At 56.4% G+C, this 17,424-nt stretch carries 18 protein-coding genes; 5 read left to right on the top strand and 13 right to left on the bottom strand.

Annotation, left to right across the window (positions count from 1 at the left end; all coding sequences use genetic code 11):
• Positions 1 to 80: 80 nt before the first annotated feature.
• Entirely contained in the window at positions 81 to 581 is a 501-nt protein-coding gene (locus tag GYN01_RS17345; RefSeq protein ID WP_048399891.1) for a hypothetical protein, read from the bottom strand.
• Between the two features lie 152 nt (positions 582 to 733).
• Complete coding sequence (gntR, locus tag GYN01_RS17340; RefSeq protein ID WP_048363456.1) at positions 734 to 1,765, bottom strand: HTH-type transcriptional regulator GntR; 1,032 nt, start codon at positions 1,763 to 1,765, stop codon at positions 734 to 736.
• Positions 1,766 to 1,991: 226 nt separating this feature from the next.
• On the opposite strand from gntR, the gene GYN01_RS17335 reads away from it, so the two are divergent.
• Both GYN01_RS17335 and GYN01_RS17330 read left to right on the top strand, forming a co-directional pair.
• Positions 1,992 to 2,525 carry a gluconokinase gene (locus GYN01_RS17335; RefSeq protein WP_048363457.1) on the top strand — a complete coding sequence of 178 codons (534 nt, stop codon included), beginning with the start codon at positions 1,992 to 1,994 and terminating at the stop codon, positions 2,523 to 2,525.
• 85 nt (positions 2,526 to 2,610) lie between these two features.
• Positions 2,611 to 3,963, top strand: a complete 1,353-nt coding sequence (locus GYN01_RS17330; RefSeq protein WP_048363458.1) for a GntP family permease — start codon at positions 2,611 to 2,613, stop codon at positions 3,961 to 3,963.
• A 54-nt stretch (positions 3,964 to 4,017) separates the two neighbouring features.
• Here GYN01_RS17330 and alaC read toward each other — a convergent pair whose 3' ends face one another.
• The gene (alaC, locus tag GYN01_RS17325; RefSeq protein ID WP_048363459.1) at positions 4,018 to 5,226 is read right to left on the bottom strand and encodes an alanine transaminase; all 1,209 of its coding nucleotides are present in this window, start codon (positions 5,224 to 5,226) and stop codon (positions 4,018 to 4,020) included.
• A gap of 197 nt (positions 5,227 to 5,423) precedes the next feature.
• Here alaC and GYN01_RS17320 point away from each other — a divergent pair, with 197 nt between their 5' ends.
• Complete coding sequence (locus tag GYN01_RS17320; protein WP_048399886.1) at positions 5,424 to 5,915, top strand: GyrI-like domain-containing protein; 492 nt, start codon at positions 5,424 to 5,426, stop codon at positions 5,913 to 5,915.
• A gap of 6 nt (positions 5,916 to 5,921) precedes the next feature.
• On the opposite strand, the gene GYN01_RS17315 is transcribed toward GYN01_RS17320, so the two are convergent.
• The 5 genes from GYN01_RS17315 to GYN01_RS17295 all read right to left on the bottom strand — a co-directional run bounded on the left by GYN01_RS17315 (position 5,922) and on the right by GYN01_RS17295 (position 9,739).
• Positions 5,922 to 6,425 carry a GNAT family N-acetyltransferase gene (locus GYN01_RS17315; RefSeq protein WP_048399884.1) on the bottom strand — a complete coding sequence of 168 codons (504 nt, stop codon included), beginning with the start codon at positions 6,423 to 6,425 and terminating at the stop codon, positions 5,922 to 5,924.
• 115 nt (positions 6,426 to 6,540) lie between these two features.
• Positions 6,541 to 6,783, bottom strand: a complete 243-nt coding sequence (locus GYN01_RS17310) for a methyltransferase family protein (protein ID WP_338053184.1) — start codon at positions 6,781 to 6,783, stop codon at positions 6,541 to 6,543.
• Between the two features lie 61 nt (positions 6,784 to 6,844).
• Positions 6,845 to 8,038 carry a GAF domain-containing sensor histidine kinase gene (locus tag GYN01_RS17305; protein ID WP_203307522.1) on the bottom strand — a complete coding sequence of 398 codons (1,194 nt, stop codon included), beginning with the start codon at positions 8,036 to 8,038 and terminating at the stop codon, positions 6,845 to 6,847.
• A 163-nt stretch (positions 8,039 to 8,201) separates the two neighbouring features.
• Positions 8,202 to 8,507 carry a PepSY domain-containing protein gene (locus GYN01_RS17300; RefSeq protein ID WP_203307521.1) on the bottom strand — a complete coding sequence of 102 codons (306 nt, stop codon included), beginning with the start codon at positions 8,505 to 8,507 and terminating at the stop codon, positions 8,202 to 8,204.
• 104 nt (positions 8,508 to 8,611) lie between these two features.
• Positions 8,612 to 9,739: a glycerophosphodiester phosphodiesterase gene (locus tag GYN01_RS17295; RefSeq protein WP_203307520.1), complete on the bottom strand. Its 1,128-nt coding sequence runs from the start codon at positions 9,737 to 9,739 to the stop codon at positions 8,612 to 8,614.
• A 231-nt stretch (positions 9,740 to 9,970) separates the two neighbouring features.
• Between GYN01_RS17295 and GYN01_RS17290 the strand changes: the two genes are divergently transcribed.
• Positions 9,971 to 10,297 (top strand): DUF2025 family protein, encoded by a 327-nt coding sequence (locus GYN01_RS17290; protein WP_048363465.1) that lies wholly within the window; start codon positions 9,971 to 9,973, stop codon positions 10,295 to 10,297.
• Between the two features lie 28 nt (positions 10,298 to 10,325).
• Here the strand turns inward: GYN01_RS17290 and GYN01_RS17285 are convergent, their stop codons facing one another.
• From GYN01_RS17285 to GYN01_RS17265, 5 genes are all read right to left on the bottom strand, one after another.
• Positions 10,326 to 11,402, bottom strand: a complete 1,077-nt coding sequence (locus tag GYN01_RS17285) for a diguanylate cyclase (protein WP_203307519.1) — start codon at positions 11,400 to 11,402, stop codon at positions 10,326 to 10,328.
• Positions 11,403 to 11,870: 468 nt separating this feature from the next.
• Positions 11,871 to 12,188: a helix-turn-helix domain-containing protein gene (locus GYN01_RS17280; RefSeq protein ID WP_048363467.1), complete on the bottom strand. Its 318-nt coding sequence runs from the start codon at positions 12,186 to 12,188 to the stop codon at positions 11,871 to 11,873.
• A gap of 248 nt (positions 12,189 to 12,436) precedes the next feature.
• Positions 12,437 to 13,687, bottom strand: a complete 1,251-nt coding sequence (locus GYN01_RS17275; RefSeq protein ID WP_203307518.1) for a ribonucleotide-diphosphate reductase subunit beta — start codon at positions 13,685 to 13,687, stop codon at positions 12,437 to 12,439.
• Between the two features lie 495 nt (positions 13,688 to 14,182).
• Entirely contained in the window at positions 14,183 to 14,401 is a 219-nt protein-coding gene (locus GYN01_RS17270) for a hypothetical protein (protein WP_048399874.1), read from the bottom strand.
• 135 nt (positions 14,402 to 14,536) lie between these two features.
• Positions 14,537 to 14,800, bottom strand: coding sequence for a DUF2790 domain-containing protein (locus GYN01_RS17265; protein ID WP_048363470.1), 264 nt, complete (start codon positions 14,798 to 14,800; stop codon positions 14,537 to 14,539).
• 419 nt (positions 14,801 to 15,219) lie between these two features.
• Between GYN01_RS17265 and acs the strand changes: the two genes are divergently transcribed.
• Positions 15,220 to 17,175, top strand: a complete 1,956-nt coding sequence (acs, locus tag GYN01_RS17260; RefSeq protein WP_048363471.1) for an acetate--CoA ligase — start codon at positions 15,220 to 15,222, stop codon at positions 17,173 to 17,175.
• The last annotated feature ends 249 nt before the right edge of the window (positions 17,176 to 17,424 follow it).

Below are 17,424 nucleotides of genomic sequence, written 5' to 3'. Positions count from 1 at the left end.
CCTGTAGTCGCTGGCAGCAGGCTGCGATGGCCTTGCAGGATTAGCCGTTTGTAACGTGCGCCAGCGACTACCGGTGGGATTTACACCTGGCTTTGCTGTTTCTGCTGGGCAATTTCAGCCTGCTTGATCGCTTCTTTCTGTCGCATCAAATCGCTGATTTTGTCGTTGATCGCCTGCTGTTTCTCTGGCGGCATCGCTTTTACGTCGTCTTCGGTCAAGCCCATTTCTTTCAGCAATTGCTCACGAATCCGCTGCGCAACCGGCTTGCTCATGTAGTCCTTGAACGCTTCAGTTGCAGAACCTTGGGCCGTGGCCTGGGTGTTCTGGGTGCCGGTGCTTTGCACGGCAGCGGCTTCAGGCACGCTGGATTGCAGCAGTACGAGGGTTTTAGCGAACGCCGCATTCACGTTATCCGCTTGAGCGTTGCCTGCGGCCGAGGCGGGCGTGGCTTGAAGGTTGGTCAGGGGCTGAGCGTTTTGCAATTGCCCGCTGTACAGCGCGCTGGCGGCGCCGGTAACCGGATCGAGATCCGGGCGCTGGGCTTTGAAGATAGATGAAGTGTTTTGCGTAGTAATCAGCATGAGTTGGCCCTGTTCAAATCATTGATAGGCAACTCATGAGCAAATACTGTGCCCAGCGTGCAGCGCCCCGTTTTATTGGGTTTCCGGTTTGAAGGCCGCGTCAGGCGGACAACCCTTGCCGCCCGCCTGCCGCTTTGTGGCCAAAGGCAGCTTTAACTGCTTTCGCGCACCATCAGTTCAAACCCCATGTCTTGCACGGGGTTGGCGACTTGATTGCCAGCCATAAGTGTCAGCATTTGCTCAGCGGCGCGACGTCCAATTGCTTCTCGCGGCGTACGAATGCTGCTCAGGCGCGGCACCATGAACTCGGAGGAGGGCAGGTCGTTGAACCCCAATATGGCAATTTGCTCGGGAATCTTGATGCCGAAGCGCGCCGCTTCCAGCAAGGCACCGTGAGCGAGGTCGTCGTTGCCAAAGAAAATCGCATCCACCTGCGGGTGAGCGGCGATTAATTGCAAAAACAACTCACCGCCCAGGCCCACAGACGAGGGACGCGGCGTCAGCACTTCAAGGTCGGGGTTGTACAAGCCCTTTTCTTGCAGTGCGCGGCGATAACCTTCGCCGCGCAACAAGGTGCGTTGGTCGAGTTGTGCGCCTATATAGGCCAAGTGCTTGCGCCCGCTGCCAATCAAATGATGGGCAGCGGTTTCGCCCGCCTGTAGCTGGGAGAAACCCACACAGTTCAAACCGGCGCCGGCGTCCAGCTCCATCATGTACACGCACGGCACATTGCTGGACTCGATCATGAGACGCGAACTTTCGGAGCGATCAAACCCGGTCAGTAATAAGCCGCGTGGCTGGTAGGCCATGTAGTTGCGCAGCAGGTCTTCTTCTTCGTCGCGCGAGTAGTGAAAGTTACCGATCAACACTTCAAAACCTTTGGGCCGCAAAACGGCGTGGATGGCTTCCAGGGTGTCAATAAACAGCAAGTTGGACAGTGAGGGCACCAGCACCACCACCGAATGGCTTTGCGCAGACGCCAGTGCACGAGCAGCAGGGTTGACCACGTAGTTCAAATCAGCAGCGGCCTGGCGCACTTTTTCGGCCAGTTCGGTGGCCACGCTACTGATACCGCGCAAGGCGCGAGAGGCCGTAATAGGGCTGACGCCCGCCAGTCGGGCCACTTCGTTAAGGGTTGGACGCCCCGTGGTACGGGTATTTTTATCGTTTTTGAAGGAGGTCATCGCGGCTTGCCAAACAAAAAACAAGCCACTAAGGTAGCGCTGTCCACGGAGACCCGCAATTGCCTGATTGTCGGGACTGCGATTACCCCAGCTTTGTATGTCGAGAGCGTCACCGCGTCTCCCCACAAAAATGAGAAATAGACGTCGGTAGCTCCGGCTTTGTGCTTTGCTTTCACCGAGTGAACGCATCGACAAAGACAGCGCTGTCTACGGACTGAGGTGTTTCATGAGTCAACCTATCACTGCCCTGGTCATCATGGGTGTTGCCGGCTGTGGCAAATCCAGCGTGAGCCAGGCGTTGTGCCAGCTCAATGGCGCGACCCCGATTGAGGGCGACGCGTTTCACCCTGCGGCTAACATCGCCAAGATGAGCGCCGGTATTCCCCTGACCGATGACGACCGTGCTGGCTGGTTAGACAGCCTGGCTAACGAATTGCGGCTTGCCGTTGAGCGGGGTCAACGACCGGTATTGACCTGCTCAGCCCTCAAATTGCGTTATCGCGAGCGCTTGCGCAGTGCGGTCGACGGTCTAGGCTTCGTGTTTCTTGAGTTAACGCCTGAGGTGGCCGCTGACCGTGTGGCGCATCGTCCTGGGCACTTTATGCCTAAAACGCTGATCGACAGCCAGTTCGCGGCCCTTGAATCACCCGAAGCGGAAGCGTTGGTGCTGACGCTCGATGCGGCAACCCATGACATCCAGCAGTTGGCCAACCAGGCCCGCGATTGGTGGCACGCTCATTCTTTGCTGGCAACCTCATGATTTTTCTTGAAACAGATAGCGCTATCCGCATCAGCCTCGGCTGCACATTCGCATGTCATAACAAAAACAAGCCAGGAGACGCCCCATGCTAGGCATGTCGCAAAATACCTTTCTGCTGATTGACGCAGTGGTGACCATCATCGGGCTGATCGTGCTGATCACCCGTTTCAAGTTGCATCCGTTTATCGCACTGATCATTGCCTCGGCTTTCCTGGGGCTGACCTCGGGCATGCCGACTGACAAGATCATCAAATCGTTTCAGGACGGTTTTGGCGGGGTCTTGGGCTTTGTCGGCATCATCCTGGCGCTGGGCACCATGCTTGGCAAAATGATGGCCGACTCCGGCGGTGCGGATCAAATTGCCCGCACGTTGATTCGGGCATTCGGTAAAGAGCGCGTGCAGTGGGCGATGATGTTCGCGGCGTTCCTGGTGGGCATCCCGCTGTTTTTCGAGATCGGTTTTGTGTTGCTGATCCCGCTGGTGTTCATCGTGGCGCGTCGCACAGGTGTGTCGCTGATTAAAATCGGCATCCCGTTACTGGCAGGTTTGTCCGCCGTTCACGGTTTGGTGCCGCCGCATCCTGGCCCGCTGCTGGCGATTGGCGTGTTTGGTGCCGATATTGGCAAAACCATTCTGTATGGTTTGATCGTGGCGCTGCCGACAGCGATTATTGCAGGGCCGATTTACGGCACCTTTATCTCCAAATACATCCCCGGCAACCCGTCGCAGGAGCTGGTAGACCAACTGGCCAGTGAGCCGGAATCCAGCAGTTTGCCGAGTTTTGGCATCACCTTGGCCACTGTGCTGTTGCCGGTGTTCCTGATGCTGCTCAAGACCTTTGCCGATGTGGCGCTGCCGGATGGCAACTTCTTCCGCGGCTGGATGGACATGATCGGTCACCCGATCACCGCCCTGTTGTTGGCGCTGTTGTTGTCGCTGTACACCTTTGGTGCGCGTCAGGGCATCGACTCCAAACGCATCCTTAAACTGCTCGACGCCAGCCTGGCGCCTACGGCGGCGATCATTCTGATCATCGGTGCCGGTGGTGGCTTCAAGCAAATGCTGGTGGCCAGTGGTGTGGGTGACGTGATCGGGCATATGGCGGTCAACGCGCAGATTTCGCCGATTCTGTTGGCGTGGTTGGTGGCGGCAGTGATTCGTATCGCCACCGGTTCTGCGACCGTTGCAACGATTACCGGGGCGGGGATTGTGTTGCCGGTGGTGGACTTGATTCCGGGCGTGAATCGCGAGTTGCTGGTGCTGGCGACCGGTGCGGGTTCGTTGATCCTGTCCCACGTCAACGACGCCGGTTTCTGGCTGGTCAAGCAGTACTTCAACATGACCGTGGCCGAAACGTTCAAAACCTGGACCGCGATGGAAACCATCCTGTCGGTCGTCGGTTTGATCTTTATCTTGCTGCTGTCGTTGGTGGTCTAAACCACACCCATCGGTGGGCGTGAGCTTACTCACCCCACCGATGGATTGGGTGTTTTAACTGGCGTTCAAGCCATCTGCGCGGAACATGGCGCGGATGCCGCGCAGGGCCTGTCGGATACGGTCCTGATTTTCGATCAGGGCAAAGCGCACATGGTCGTCGCCGTATTCACCAAAGCCAACGCCCGGTGACACACAGACTTTGGCGTCGGCCAGCAGTTTTTTGGCAAATTCCAGCGACCCCAAGTGGGCGTACGCTTCAGGGATTTTCGCCCACACATACATCGATGCCTTCGGGTTCTCGACCATCCAGCCCAGTTCATGCAAGCCTTTGACCAAGACGTTACGGCGTTGACGGTACTGCTCTGCAATGTCTTTTACGCACTGTTGATCGCCTTCAAGGGCCGCAATGGCCGCCACTTGCAGGGGCGTAAAGGTGCCGTAGTCGTGGTAGCTCTTGATCCGTGCCAGCGCGTTGACCAACTCGGGGTTACCCACCATAAAGCCAATGCGCCAGCCAGCCATGTTGTAGCTTTTGGACAGGGTGAAAAACTCCACGGCGATGTCTTTGGCCCCCGGCACTTGCATGATCGAAGGGGCTTTCCAGCCGTCGTAGACGATGTCGGCGTATGCCAAATCGTGTACGACCAGCACGTCGTACTGTTTGGCCAGCGCCACCACGCGCTCGAAGAAATCGAGCTCAACGCATTGCGCCGTCGGATTGGACGGGAAGCCCAAAATCATCATTTTTGGCTTCGGAATAGACCCGCGTATGGCTTTTTCCAGTTCTGCAAAAAAGTCCACGCCGGGAATCAACGGCACTGAGCGTACTTGAGCACCGGCAATCACGGCACCGTAGATATGAATCGGGTAGCTGGGGTTAGGCACCAGCACCGTGTCGCCCTGATCCAGGGTGGCGAGCATCAAGTGCGCCAAGCCTTCTTTGGAGCCGATGGTAACGATGGCTTCTTCTTCGGGGTCGATTTCGACGTTGTAGCGATCAGCGTACCAACGAGAAATTGCCCGCCGCAGGCGCGGGATGCCGCGTGAAGTGGAGTAGCCGTGCGTGTCTTCACGCTGTGCGACGGTGCACAGTTTTTCGACAATATGCGGGGGTGTCGGGCCGTCAGGGTTGCCCATGCTGAAGTCGATAATGTCTTCGCCACGACGCCGCGCGGCCATTTTCAGCTCGGCGGTGATGTTGAAAACATACGGGGGAAGTCGATCTATGCGCGCAAAGCGGCGCGGCGAACCTTGGTCTGCCATGAATGCCTCTGGAACGTAAGCGCCCGGAACCGTCCGAGCGACGTTGACCACTGCGGTGGTCTGGGCGAAACAATACGGGCGATGAGGGCGGTGTGTCCAGTTACAGTTAGTCGCTATTTTTGGGCAAAACAGGCTGGTTTTGTATTTGTTCCTATACTGCATCGCGACGTTGCCTACTGACTTGACGAGCACGCGCCATGAACGAAGCACAGACTTTCACCCTGACAACACCCCGGTTTGCCAAAGGTCAATTTCAATTGATCGCAGGTTTTGGCGGCCGCTTTAACCAGGACACCTCAGGCAACATCCCTGAACTGTGGGAACGGTTTATCCGCGACATGGGCGGTATCGCGAACCAGGAGGGTGAAGAAACCTACGGTGTGTGTTGCAACCCGGATGGTCAGGGTGGTTTCGAATACATCGCCGGGGTGGCCATCAGCAAGCTGGACGACTTGCCCGAGCGTTTTCGCTGGGTGGAGCTGCAACCTCAGGAGTACGCGATTTTTGAACATCGTGGCGCGCTGGCCAGTTTGGGGCAGACCTTTCAAGCCATTTGGCAGCAGTGGCTGCCAGCGTCCGGCTATAGCGCGGCCGATGCTCCGGAGTTTGAGCGCTACAGTGCCGACTTTAATCCAGGCACCGGCACAGGCGTGCTGGAGATTTGGTTGCCGATTAAAGAGCTGGGGTAGGGTGATTCAGCAGGCGTGTCGCGCGGGCTGTGTGCACGCCAACGACCGTATCAAGCGGCGTTCGCCTCGATACGCTTCGCCACTCTCAACCCAGCCCTGGCTCAGGTAAAACGCCAGGGCAGAGGTGTTGAAGGGGCTGACCGAGAGCATGATGTGATGGATATCGGGCCAGTGCTGGTTGAGTTGTTGCGCGAGCAACTGCAAGCATTGCTTGCCTACGCCTTGGCCCTGAACGCGCTTGTCGACCTGCAAGGCATGCAATGTGGCGCTTTGAGGTTCAGCCCAGTGCGCCAACAGTGGCTCACGCTTTAGCAGCAAAAATGCCACGGGCACTTCATCGCTGAGCATGACGAAGCCTTTTATCCCGGCCACTGGTTGAGCGGGCAGGGAATAGAGGGCCGACTCAATGTCGCCACAAAAGGCGATCTGTTCAGGGTGAACCTGAAGGTCACGCAGTTGCCGGTTTTGGCCAGGCGTCAGGTCGTGATAAGTGCAAAGGCGGTAGAGCATGTGGAGTGTCTGTCGTGGCGCGATCGGAGGGTTCGCAGGCAATCTGTGCCTGCAACCCTGAAGCAGTGCGCCAGTTTCTACTCATCCTTGCGTCAAATACATCGTTTTCGCGTGCTCATTTGTGCGGTTCTTTTTTACGCCCGATAAAAGGCACCAGCATGCCGACCCGTTTTTGGTAATGGCGGTAGGTGTCACCAAACACTGAGACCAAATCCTTCTCTTCAAACTGCGTGCCGATGATGATGTACAGCGTGCTCGTCAGCGCGAACACCAAATGCCCGACAGTCATGTTCGGGGTTGCCCAGAAGGCGAGTAGAAGCCCGAAGTACATGGGGTGGCGTACGAATCTGTAGAGCAGCGGGTCAGTTCGAAAAAATGTCGTGCTTCATACATCAGGAGGTCAGAGACGACGTTTGGCGTCAGATCTGATGCTCTTCGGGCAGGGGCATGCGAAAGGTAAACACGGTGCCGTGCTGTTCGCACGAGGCCACTTCAATGTTGCCGCCGTGGGACTTGGCAATCTGGTTGGCAATGTAGAGGCCCAGTCCCAGTCCGGCTTGCGGCGTGTCATTAGCGGGCCGTGAGTAGGGCTGGAACAGTTGAGCCTGCACGTTAAGAGGGATAGGTTGGCCCTGGTTGGTAACGGTGAGGCTGAAAACCCGTTCGATCACTTGCACCTGGACCTCAACCGCGCCGGTTTTTGCACCGTGGGCAATGGCATTGGCGAGCAAGTTGGAGAGCAACTGCGCAAGCCGACCGCTGTCGCAATAGACGTCGTTTAGTACCCCTATCTGCGCATTGATCACGCGCTCGGGGTGTACATGTTGGACTTCGCTGATCACATGCGTGAACACCTTGTCCAGATCGCAGGCGGCATGCCGCGTCAGCGGAATACCGGCGCCCAAACGCCCGCGAGCAAAATCCAGCACGTCTTCGACCAGTCGCGAAGCGCGCTGCCCACAGCTGAGTATGTGCTGTACCAGCGTTTCAGTGTCCGGGTTGGGGTGTTTACGCAATAACCGCTGCGAGGCGGTGGTGATGGCGAACAGCGGATTACGCAGGTCGTGGCCCAATACGGCAATGAACTGTTCGCGCAGCTCGGCGGTTTCACGTTCCAGCAGTAAGGCGGTTTGAGTGCGTTGCAAGTTTTCTTCGGCGTCCAGTTGCAGCGACAGCAAGCGGGCAAAGGACTCCATCGTGGTTTGGATGGTGCTGCTTTTGAGTTGGGCCGGCTCGGGGTCGAGCGCACAAATAGTGCCGAAAAAACTGCCGTCGGTGCGAAACACCGGGATCGTGATGTAGCTTTCGAAATGATAGATTTTAGGCGTGTGATGGTCGTGGTAGAGCGGGTCTTCACTCACGTTGTCGATGATGATCGGCTGATGCGAGCCCAAGGTTTCAAAGCACAAGGTGCTGACCAGATCCAGCTCGCCGCCTGGCTTGAGTCCAAACCCCAAATTGTCCAGCACTGCGCACGCTGTCCAACTGGTGGGCGTGACGCGCGCGACTGCGGCAAAACGCATCCCGGTCATTTCGCTGATGACTTGCAAAATAGCTGGAACTGCACTGATGCGATTGATCGTCGCGATGTCAGTTTCTACGCCTTGCGTCATGGATCGGGGTCTCGGGTGGTCGGTATGGGTGCAATTCTAGCGAGAACCCCTCTGCGTGGTACATATTTGTATATAAATTGTTGAATACCCCAGGCCGGTAGCACGCACAAAAAAGCCGCGCCCTTTCTGATAAAGGGCGCGGCTTTTAGAGGGGCGTTACAACTCAGGTGTCTTGTTTGTCTTCCAATACTTCGCCAGTTTTAGCATCCAGCGCTACATCCCACTGAACACCTTTGGCATCGGTCAGCTCAACTTCATAAACCAGTTTGCCCATTTTGTGATCCAGCTCTGTGTCTTGAATTGTGGCGCCCGGATGTTTGGCCAAGGCCGCTTGGTTGAGCTTTTCAAACGAGGTGATTTCACCCGATTTCAGCAAGCCTTGAATATGGTCCGGGCGAACATCGGCTTGAGCCAGACCCGCAGTCAGTGTCAAAGCAGTGGCAGCGAACAATACGTTAAGTGCTTTCATGATTAATTCCTCTGGGGTGAGCTGTTTAAGTGGGACCAGATTAACCATTACAACTTAATTCACGCTTAATTTTCGGCCTCACGCTTAAACAGACGTGTAATCGCTCAGAAGCCGTTCTTTTCCAGTAGCTGATTGACGGTCAAAGGCGCAGGACGCTGGTAGTACTTGAGTAGTTCAGAGGCGCGGTTGGTGAAGATGCCGTCTACCCCGGCCGCCATGACTTTCGTGAAGTCCACCGGCTCGTCGATGGTGTATGCGTGCACCAGCATGCCTTTGTCGTGAGTGGCCTTGTTCATCCAGGGCTGCACGAGGTCGAAGTAACTTTGGTCGCCGCCGTGCGTCAGTGCGGCTGACGGCCCTGTACCCATTGCGCCGTGGGCTTTGGCAAAGTCCAGCCATTGCAGGAACTCGGCGTGGTCTTTGGGTTGCTGTTTGGCGTAGTAAGCGGCTTTGTCCTTCTCGCCCGAATCGGCGAAGCTCACTTGGCTGTTGGGGGTCATGCCGCCTTCGCCGACCCACAGCAGGAGGATTTTAGGTGTGTCGGGCATTTCTTTTTGCAGCAGTTCCAGGCTGCTTTTTTCAAAGGTTTGCAGCACGACTCGGCCTTTGCCCTGGCCTACTTGCGGTTCGCCAGTGGTGACGGTGGCAGGTTGCAGCCAGCCACGTTTGCTCAGGTTGTTTTTCAGGTCGTGCTCAAGCCCGGGGAATTGCTTGGGCTCTTTGGTTTCGATGTACAGGCCCGGTTTGTGCTGCGGGCTGGCTTGGGCAATATCAATGATTTCGTCCAGCGTGAGGATTTGCAGACCTTTGTAGGAAGGACGTGCGCGCTGTGGGTAGGCTTCATTGAACCAGCTGCCGGCATCCAGGGTTTTCAATTCCGCCATAGTGAAGGCGTTGGCCGGGCTGTCTTTGCGCGCCGGGAATTTTTTAGCCACGTCTGTGGTGCGCAGCAGGCTGTTGTCATGCAAAGCAAACAACACGCCGTCTTTGCTGCGCTGCAAGTCCATTTCCAGATAATCAGCGCCCAGGTCGCGGGCCAGTGTGTAAGAGGCAGCTGTTGATTCAGGGGCATCGAAAGAGGCACCGCGGTGGGCGATAACCGCCGGGTGCGGGATGCCATGAGCTTTGGCCAGAACCGCTTGCGCGGAGTCCGATGCGCTGGCGGCATGTGCGCCACTCGTGCTCAGTAGCAGGCTGAGGAGCAGGGCGCTTTTGCCAAAAATATCAGGCATGGGATGAAGTCCTTTCGATCAGAAAAATAAGGACGTCTTTTTAACAACTGTCAGCCATTTCGGCTATCGAGAACCCGACATAAACGTGCGTTGTGTTTAATTTGCTGCGCTTTTTAGGTCTGGGCGCAGTATTCTTGCGCTCTAGAGCATCCCCGGCAGAGGGAACAGCCTTCAACCTTGTGTGTAAACCATCGTCCTTTGAGCCTTGCCGGCTCGTTAGTGGGGTTTACCATGCGCATCACTTCAGAACTCATCTGTCAGGCCGCTGATCTACTTAACGGCTTTGTTGGTTTCAATCGTAAGACAGGCCAGCACATTGTCCGTTTCAGTGAAGATTCTTTCGGTATGGACGTCGCCGACGACAACATCACGCCCACGTGCGAGTTTGTCTGGCAGGCAAGCGATGGCGACACCATGACCCTTAAACGGGCGTTGATTCAGTTATTGCTGGATCAAAATATCGATGAGCGTTTGAACATCACCGAGCCTTTGCGCGTTTACATGAGTCGCGAGGCGTTGCCCGAAATCTGCGCCATCCGACGTTGCGTCAACAGCTAAGACGCCTTATGCATGACATTCGGGCGTCTTAGCCTGGGTTACTTAAGGCCGAGCCTGGAAGCAGGTCGGCCGCGGCAACGCTGATTTTGTTGCGCCCGGTATTTTTCGCGATGTACAGCGCCTTGTCCGCTTCGTTAAGCCACTGTGAGGCATCATCGAAGTCGGGGCGGTACGAGGCCAGCCCGATGCTGAGGCTCACCTGCAAGCCGGGTTCATCGCCATCCAGCTCTTGGCTAAAGACCTGACGCAGGCGCTCCATGATGTCTTGCGTTTGTTCCAGGGAGCGATTGGGCACAATCACACAAAACTCATCGCCGCCATAACGTCCGGCCAAGTCTTCAGCGCGCAGGTTGTCTTTAAGCTGTTTGCTGAATTTGCGCAGTACGCTGTCGCCCACGATATGGCCGTAGGTGTCATTGATACGTTTGAAGTGGTCGATATCAATCAGGGCCAAGGTTGCTTTAGCGCCTGTTTGCTGACACTGGTTGAAGCTTAGTTGCAGCAGGTCTTTCCATGAACCGTGGTTGAGCAGGCCCGTCAGGCTGTCAGTGCGGCTTAAAGCGCGCAGTGTGCGTTTGTGTTCCGCCAGTTTGATGGCCAGTCGATAGCACACCATGCCCACTGCGAATGGGTAGAGCGCCAACATGGGCAAGCAGGCGTAGATTTGCAGAGGGGTTGTGTGCGGGGTGAAGTCGATGCCCAGTAACGTCCACGCGATCAGTACACCGGCTATTTGTGCCAACGCTCCGCGAACCAGCGTCTTTTGCCCGCCCGCGGCGACATTATTCATGGTCATCATCGACAGAATCGTCACGGTGGGCAGCGGGTTGAACTGAAAGCTGGCAGCCCAAAAACCACCGAAAAGCGAGTCGATGAGCATGTTGCGACGTTCGGTCTGGAACGGATACGCCGAGCGGGTCGATATTTTGAGGGCCACGTGCGGCCAGACAAACCCATTGAACAGCAACAGCCCCCAGATCCAGGGGGGCATATCGAGCGGATAGAGAGCCGCCATCACGCTGAAACAACCAATTCCCAGGCCCACGGTACGCGGCACGTAGATACGTCTGGCGAATGACAGGCCTTTGCCGCGTTGATTGTCCATAAGGGTCTGCATTAAAGAAAGGGTTCGGTGCATGCCTGCGGGGTTTGAGGCATTGCCGCGTGTTGTTTTATTCAGCGCGCATTGTCGATTATGACGTGCGTAATATTCAGCAAAAATTTAAGCATTTGCAGTCATTATGCTCAAGCGTAGCTGCTGGGCACCGATCAAGAGACGGGTTGCAGTCGCTAATGCGCCGCAGTTTTAATTTCGTGACCCGAAAATGACGATTAACCTTCTATCGCTCTTAAAGCGGCGTAGTAATCACGTTCGGTAATGGCACGCTTGATACGACCCTCCACTACGGGCGCGAGCGGTTTGATCGCATTGTGGCGTTGGTTGAGCACAACAGCGTGCTCATCACAACGCCACAGAGGGACGGGACGTTTAACCTGATGGGTTCTCACATGGGGCGGCGTTTGGGGCTTGATGCAATGCGTGTTGAGCGGGTGCGCTGAGAAAAGCGGGCACTCACTCGATCATTGCGAAATCTTCGCGACCTGCAGGGTCAGGTGTTGTGCCGCGAATGTTCCCGCCTCTGCTGGGGGCAAACCCCGGAAAGAACACCAGGCCTTCAGCTTCGAGCCGGTGCGCAAGCGCTAGCAGGGTTACATCCCTGATGGGTTCGCCCGCCTCAAAGCGTTGAATGGCAGGCACCGAAACCTTGGATGCGTGGCTCAATTGCTCAAAGTTCCAGCCCAGTATTTCGCGGGCCTGGGCGCAGTGCAGTGGTGTGAATTGATAAATGATGATTTGCTCAAGCGTACTGCGCATCGCTGATGGGTGCATGAGGATTCTCCGTGGCTGATTCGCTGCTTAAAAATACTGTGTTTTTATACAGTTGTCTTCAAGGGTGATCAAATCCATATTTTTGATCAGTGCCATCGCGCAACAGCGCTCCCAGCCCACCAATTCAGCTGCCGGGCACAGAGGTGATACGTCGAAAATTTCGATATAAACGCTGCGCAAAAAAAGCGGGCCAATAAAAAGGCCGCCCGCAGGCAGCCTTTTTAATTAGCGAATCATCACCTCTGGAATCAATCCCAGCTCAGTGCGCCGCCTGTTTGGTACTCAATGACCCGCGTCTCGAAGAAGTTCTTTTCTTTCTTCAAGTCCATGATTTCGCTCATCCAGGGGAACGGGTTAGTAGTGCCCGGATACTCTTCTTTCAGGCCGATTTGCGACAGGCGGCGATTAGCGATGAACTTGAGGTAGTCCTCCATCATCGCCGCGTTCATGCCCAATACGCCGCGCGGCATGGTGTCACGTGCGTATTCGATTTCCAGCTGAGTGCCTTGCAGGATCATCTGCGACGCTTCTTCCTTCATGTCGGCATCCCACAGGTGCGGGTTTTCGATTTTGATCTGGTTGATCACATCGATGCCGAAGTTCAGGTGCATGGATTCGTCGCGCAGGATGTACTGGAACTGTTCGGCAACGCCCGTCATCTTGTTGCGGCGGCCCATCGACAGGATCTGGGTGAAGCCGCAGTAGAAGAAGATGCCTTCAAGCACGCAGTAGTAAGCGATCAGGTTGCGCAGCAGTTCTTTGTCGGTTTCAACAGTGCCGGTTTCGAACTTCGGATCGGAGATCGAGCGGGTGTACTTCAAGCCCCAGGTGGCCTTTTTAGCGACCGACGGGATCTCGTGGTACATGTTGAAGATCTCGCCTTCATCCATGGCCAGCGATTCGATGCAGTACTGGTACGCGTGGGTGTGGATCGCCTCTTCGAAAGCTTGGCGCAGGATGTACTGGCGGCACTCGGGGTTGGTGATCAGGCGGTACACGGCCAGTACCAGGTTGTTGGCAACCAGGGAGTCGGCGGTGGAGAAGAAGCCCAGGTTGCGCATGACGATGCGGCGCTCGTCGTCGGTCAGGCCTTCGGGGTTTTTCCAGAGGGCGATGTCGGCAGTCATGTTGACTTCTTGCGGCATCCAGTGGTTTGCGCAACCGTCCAGGTACTTCTGCCACGCCCAGTCGTACTTGAACGGTACGAGCTGGTTAAGGTCGGCGCGGCAGTTGATCATCATCTTTTCGTCAACGGCGACGCGGGCGCTGGCGCCTTCGAGTTCGGCCAGGCCTTCTGCGATGTCTAGGTTGTCCAGCGCGGCCTTGGCGCGCTTGATGGCTTCGGAGTCGTTGGCCGTGACGGCACGCGCTTCCTGAGCTGCAACGCCACCGGCGGAGTCTAGCCGGTCCATGTTGGCTTCGGTTGCGTGGCCTGCGTTGGCGCCTTTGACGGCGGCTTCGCCTTCATCTTCTTTGTCGAATTCGTCCCAGCTCAGCATGACGTGTCGTCTCCTGCGTGAGGGCCAATGCCCGTGTAACAACGCTATGGTCAGGTTGTTTCACAGCCATAGGCCGCTTGGATCTAAGGAATGTTGCTTGCAGCAGCGGTAAGCGCACGCAAAAACATGAATGTATTCGTAGGGTTGGCCCGCTGTCGCTGAGGGGATGCAGTGGTTTGTGCATCTCAACCTGGCCGAGGAGCCGGAGCAGCGTGGGTTTATAGCCCAGAGAGGGGATATATCAAGCCCGTTTGACGGCCGCAGTATACGGGTTTTGTACCGGGTATTTCAGCCAGTTTTTTTTCGGACGATGCGACGAAATGCCCTAAATTTGGCCTGGACTTGCGCTTGGGTTAGGCGGGGCGCGGGTTTGTCTGCGAGGATTTATTTTGCAGCATGGCTAAGCGGTCGAGTGACCTGCGGTGCAGAAGGAGGCGGGGGGTGTCGGGTGTGGACTAAGCCCGGCCGAAACCGGGCGTTAAGTCACAGGGGGCATCAGCCCAAACGGTGGCCGTTGGTACGGTCATAGCCGTCCTCAGCAAAAGAGGCTGAGCGAGTGTTGTCATAACCGTCTTCGGCAAAAGAGGCTGAGCGAGTGCTGTCGTAACCGTCTTCGGCAAAAGTGGCCGCGTGCGTGCGGTCGTAACCGTCGGCCGCAAAAGCTGCGCTGGCCAATACCGATAGACTAAAAGCCAATATCAGTGAGCGTTTCATTAACGTCTGTCCTGAAGGTGTTATTCGCGGGGAGTGAACAGTTCAATACACACTGCCGTGCATCGAAAGTTATAAGTTCAAGCCTGGAGATACACGCCATAAAAGAGGGCGCTTTAAGCATTTAACAACGGCACGTTAGCCGTTGGAGCAACCATTACCCATCACGCGGTATTCGAGGGTGTGTTGCATGCCGTGGGAGTCTTCATAAACCATTTGTGCCGGTACAACTTCACACACGCTGGGCACTTCGCTCATGGAGATAACTTTGGCAATGTCCAGCTCGGAAGAATAAGAATAGTGTTCAACGGCCGGTGACTGGCTGGAAACAGGGGTGCTGACTTCATCCGCCATGGCGGTTAAACACACACTGCTGAGGGCCAGAACTAACAACGCTTTCATTTCAGTTTTACCTGTTTTCGGTCGAGTGGGGTCACGTAGCCCTTATGAGGCCACGTGTGAAACTTCATCAGTTAAGTGCGACTAAACTTGCCTTCGTGGGGGCTGTCACTTGCGTTAATCGCAGTGCCTTGGTTGGCGAGATGAATTTTATGCCTGCGCCGGACGGGCATATAGGGGGACTTTTGATAAAGACTGTTGACAGATTTTGCAACAATCGTAGAAAACAAGCCGTGTCAGGTGTTTTTGAGCGTGTCGTTCTGGGTTGCCAAGCCCTGTAAGCACTGTGCTTGAGCCTTCAATACAAAAGCTGTGTTTTTTCTACGCGTTTCTTACTACCAACGTCGAATGGAAGTCGTACGGTAGCCCGGCTAAAACAGGGTCATAAAACAACAACTACAAAAATAATTGAGGTGTGAAACATGAGTGCTGCTTCCCTGTATCCCGTACGCCCCGATGTCGCAGCCACGACGCTGACAGACGAGGCGACCTACAAGGCGATGTACCAGCAATCCGTCGTCAACCCCGATGGTTTCTGGCGCGAGCAAGCTCAGCGTCTCGACTGGATCAAGCCTTTTACCACCGTCAAGCAAACCTCCTTCGACGACCACCACGTCGACATCAAATGGTTTGCCGACGGCACCCTCAACGTGTCCTACAACTGCCTGGATCGCCATCTTGCCGAGCGCGGTGACCAGGTCGCGATCATCTGGGAAGGTGACGACCCTTCTGAGCAGCGCAACATTACTTACCGCGAACTGCACGAAGAGGTGTGCAAGCTGGCCAACGCTTTGCGCGGTCAAGACGTGCACCGGGGTGATGTCGTCACCATCTATATGCCGATGGTTCCCGAGGCGGTGGTCGCTATGCTGGCGTGTACCCGCATCGGCGCGATTCACTCCGTGGTCTTCGGTGGCTTCTCGCCGGAGGCGCTGGCCGGGCGCATCATCGACTGCAAATCCAAAGTGGTGATCACGGCCGACGAAGGCGTACGTGGCGGCAAGCGCACGGCGCTCAAGGCCAATGTCGATGTCGCGCTGACCAACCCGGATACCTCAAGCGTTCAGAAAATCATCGTCTTCAAACGCACCGGGGGTGACATTGCCTGGTACAAGCACCGTGACATTTGGTACCACGACCTGATGGCGGTAGCCTCGACGCACTGCGCGCCCAAAGAAATGGGCGCCGAAGAAGCCTTGTTCATCCTTTATACCTCCGGCTCCACGGGCAAGCCCAAAGGCGTGCAGCACACCACGGGTGGCTACCTGCTCTATGCCGCGCTGACCCACGAACGTGTCTTTGATTACCGCCCCGGCGAGGTCTACTGGTGCACGGCGGACGTGGGCTGGGTCACCGGCCATACCTACATCGTTTATGGGCCGCTGGCGAACGGCGCGACCACGGTGCTGTTCGAGGGCGTGCCCAATTACCCGGACATCACCCGTGTGTCGAAAATCATCGACAAGCACAAGGTCAACATCCTCTACACCGCGCCAACCGCCATTCGCGCCATGATGGCCGAGGGGCAGGCGGCGGTTAAAGATGCAGACGGTTCAAGCTTGCGCCTGTTGGGTTCGGTGGGTGAGCCGATTAACCCGGAAGCCTGGAGCTGGTACTACAAGACGGTGGGCAAGGAGCGTTGCCCGATTGTCGATACCTGGTGGCAGACCGAAACCGGCGCTTGCATGATGAGCCCGCTGCCGGGTGCTCACGCCCTCAAGCCGGGTTCGGCAGCGCGTCCATTTTTTGGTGTGGTGCCCGCGCTGGTGGATAACCTGGGCAACCTGATCGAAGGGGCCGCCGAAGGAAACCTGGTCATTCTTGATTCGTGGCCGGGTCAGGCGCGCACGTTGTATGGCGATCACGACCGCTTTGTCGATACCTACTTCAAGACCTTCCGTGGCATGTACTTCACCGGTGACGGTGCGCGCCGCGACGAAGACGGTTACTACTGGATCACCGGGCGGGTCGATGACGTGCTTAACGTCTCGGGGCACCGGATGGGCACGGCCGAGATTGAAAGCGCTATGGTCGCCCACCCTAAAGTTGCAGAAGCGGCGGTTGTAGGTGTGCCGCACGACATCAAAGGGCAGGGCATTTATGTCTACGTCACGTTGAATGGCGGCGAAGAACCGAGTGAGGCGTTGCGCCTGGAGTTGAAAAACTGGGTGCGTAAGGAAATCGGTCCCATCGCCTCGCCCGATGTCATTCAGTGGGCACCCGGCCTGCCCAAAACCCGCTCGGGTAAAATCATGCGTCGGATCTTGCGCAAGATTGCGACGGGGGAATATGACGGGCTGGGCGATATCTCGACGTTGGCAGATCCGGGTGTCGTGCAGCATTTGATTGATACCCATAAAGGCATGAAGGTCGCGTAAGGCGCCGCTTGCTTGAGCAAACCCCCGTCCGGCATTGCCTGGCGGGGGTTTTTATTGATGGGCCAGGCACAATCGGTAGGCGCGCTGACGTGTTAGGGGGGGGGCGCCTCATATGACTCGTCAACGGCCACCTGTTTTGCGCGCGCGCTGCCTGGCCGGCAGTTGAGGGGCGCAGGTGAGGTGTTACCGCATGTGTAACCGGGTGCCCGAAAACGGGGCCTTGCGCCACGTACAGCACTGTTTTAGAGC

Origin of the sequence: Pseudomonas weihenstephanensis, assembly GCF_016812185.1 — a bacterium.
Classification (GTDB): domain Bacteria; phylum Pseudomonadota; class Gammaproteobacteria; order Pseudomonadales; family Pseudomonadaceae; genus Aquipseudomonas; species Aquipseudomonas weihenstephanensis.
The sequence above is the reverse complement of the archived record's forward strand: the minus strand, read 5'-3'. Positions and strand labels throughout refer to the sequence as shown.

Coding starts and splice junctions, on each gene's coding strand:
- GYN01_RS17345 (WP_048399891.1), bottom strand. CDS start 581: ATGCTGATTACTACGCAAAACACTTCATCTATCTTCAAAGCCCAGCGC.
- gntR (WP_048363456.1), bottom strand. CDS start 1,765: ATGACCTCCTTCAAAAACGATAAAAATACCCGTACCACGGGGCGTCCA.
- GYN01_RS17335 (WP_048363457.1), top strand. CDS start 1,992: ATGAGTCAACCTATCACTGCCCTGGTCATCATGGGTGTTGCCGGCTGT.
- GYN01_RS17330 (WP_048363458.1), top strand. CDS start 2,611: ATGCTAGGCATGTCGCAAAATACCTTTCTGCTGATTGACGCAGTGGTG.
- alaC (WP_048363459.1), bottom strand. CDS start 5,226: ATGGCAGACCAAGGTTCGCCGCGCCGCTTTGCGCGCATAGATCGACTT.
- GYN01_RS17320 (WP_048399886.1), top strand. CDS start 5,424: ATGAACGAAGCACAGACTTTCACCCTGACAACACCCCGGTTTGCCAAA.
- GYN01_RS17315 (WP_048399884.1), bottom strand. CDS start 6,425: ATGCTCTACCGCCTTTGCACTTATCACGACCTGACGCCTGGCCAAAAC.
- GYN01_RS17305 (WP_203307522.1), bottom strand. CDS start 8,038: ATGACGCAAGGCGTAGAAACTGACATCGCGACGATCAATCGCATCAGT.
- GYN01_RS17300 (WP_203307521.1), bottom strand. CDS start 8,507: ATGAAAGCACTTAACGTATTGTTCGCTGCCACTGCTTTGACACTGACT.
- GYN01_RS17295 (WP_203307520.1), bottom strand. CDS start 9,739: ATGCCTGATATTTTTGGCAAAAGCGCCCTGCTCCTCAGCCTGCTACTG.
- GYN01_RS17290 (WP_048363465.1), top strand. CDS start 9,971: ATGCGCATCACTTCAGAACTCATCTGTCAGGCCGCTGATCTACTTAAC.
- GYN01_RS17285 (WP_203307519.1), bottom strand. CDS start 11,402: ATGGACAATCAACGCGGCAAAGGCCTGTCATTCGCCAGACGTATCTAC.
- GYN01_RS17280 (WP_048363467.1), bottom strand. CDS start 12,188: ATGCACCCATCAGCGATGCGCAGTACGCTTGAGCAAATCATCATTTAT.
- GYN01_RS17275 (WP_203307518.1), bottom strand. CDS start 13,687: ATGCTGAGCTGGGACGAATTCGACAAAGAAGATGAAGGCGAAGCCGCC.
- GYN01_RS17270 (WP_048399874.1), bottom strand. CDS start 14,401: ATGAAACGCTCACTGATATTGGCTTTTAGTCTATCGGTATTGGCCAGC.
- GYN01_RS17265 (WP_048363470.1), bottom strand. CDS start 14,800: ATGAAAGCGTTGTTAGTTCTGGCCCTCAGCAGTGTGTGTTTAACCGCC.
- acs (WP_048363471.1), top strand. CDS start 15,220: ATGAGTGCTGCTTCCCTGTATCCCGTACGCCCCGATGTCGCAGCCACG.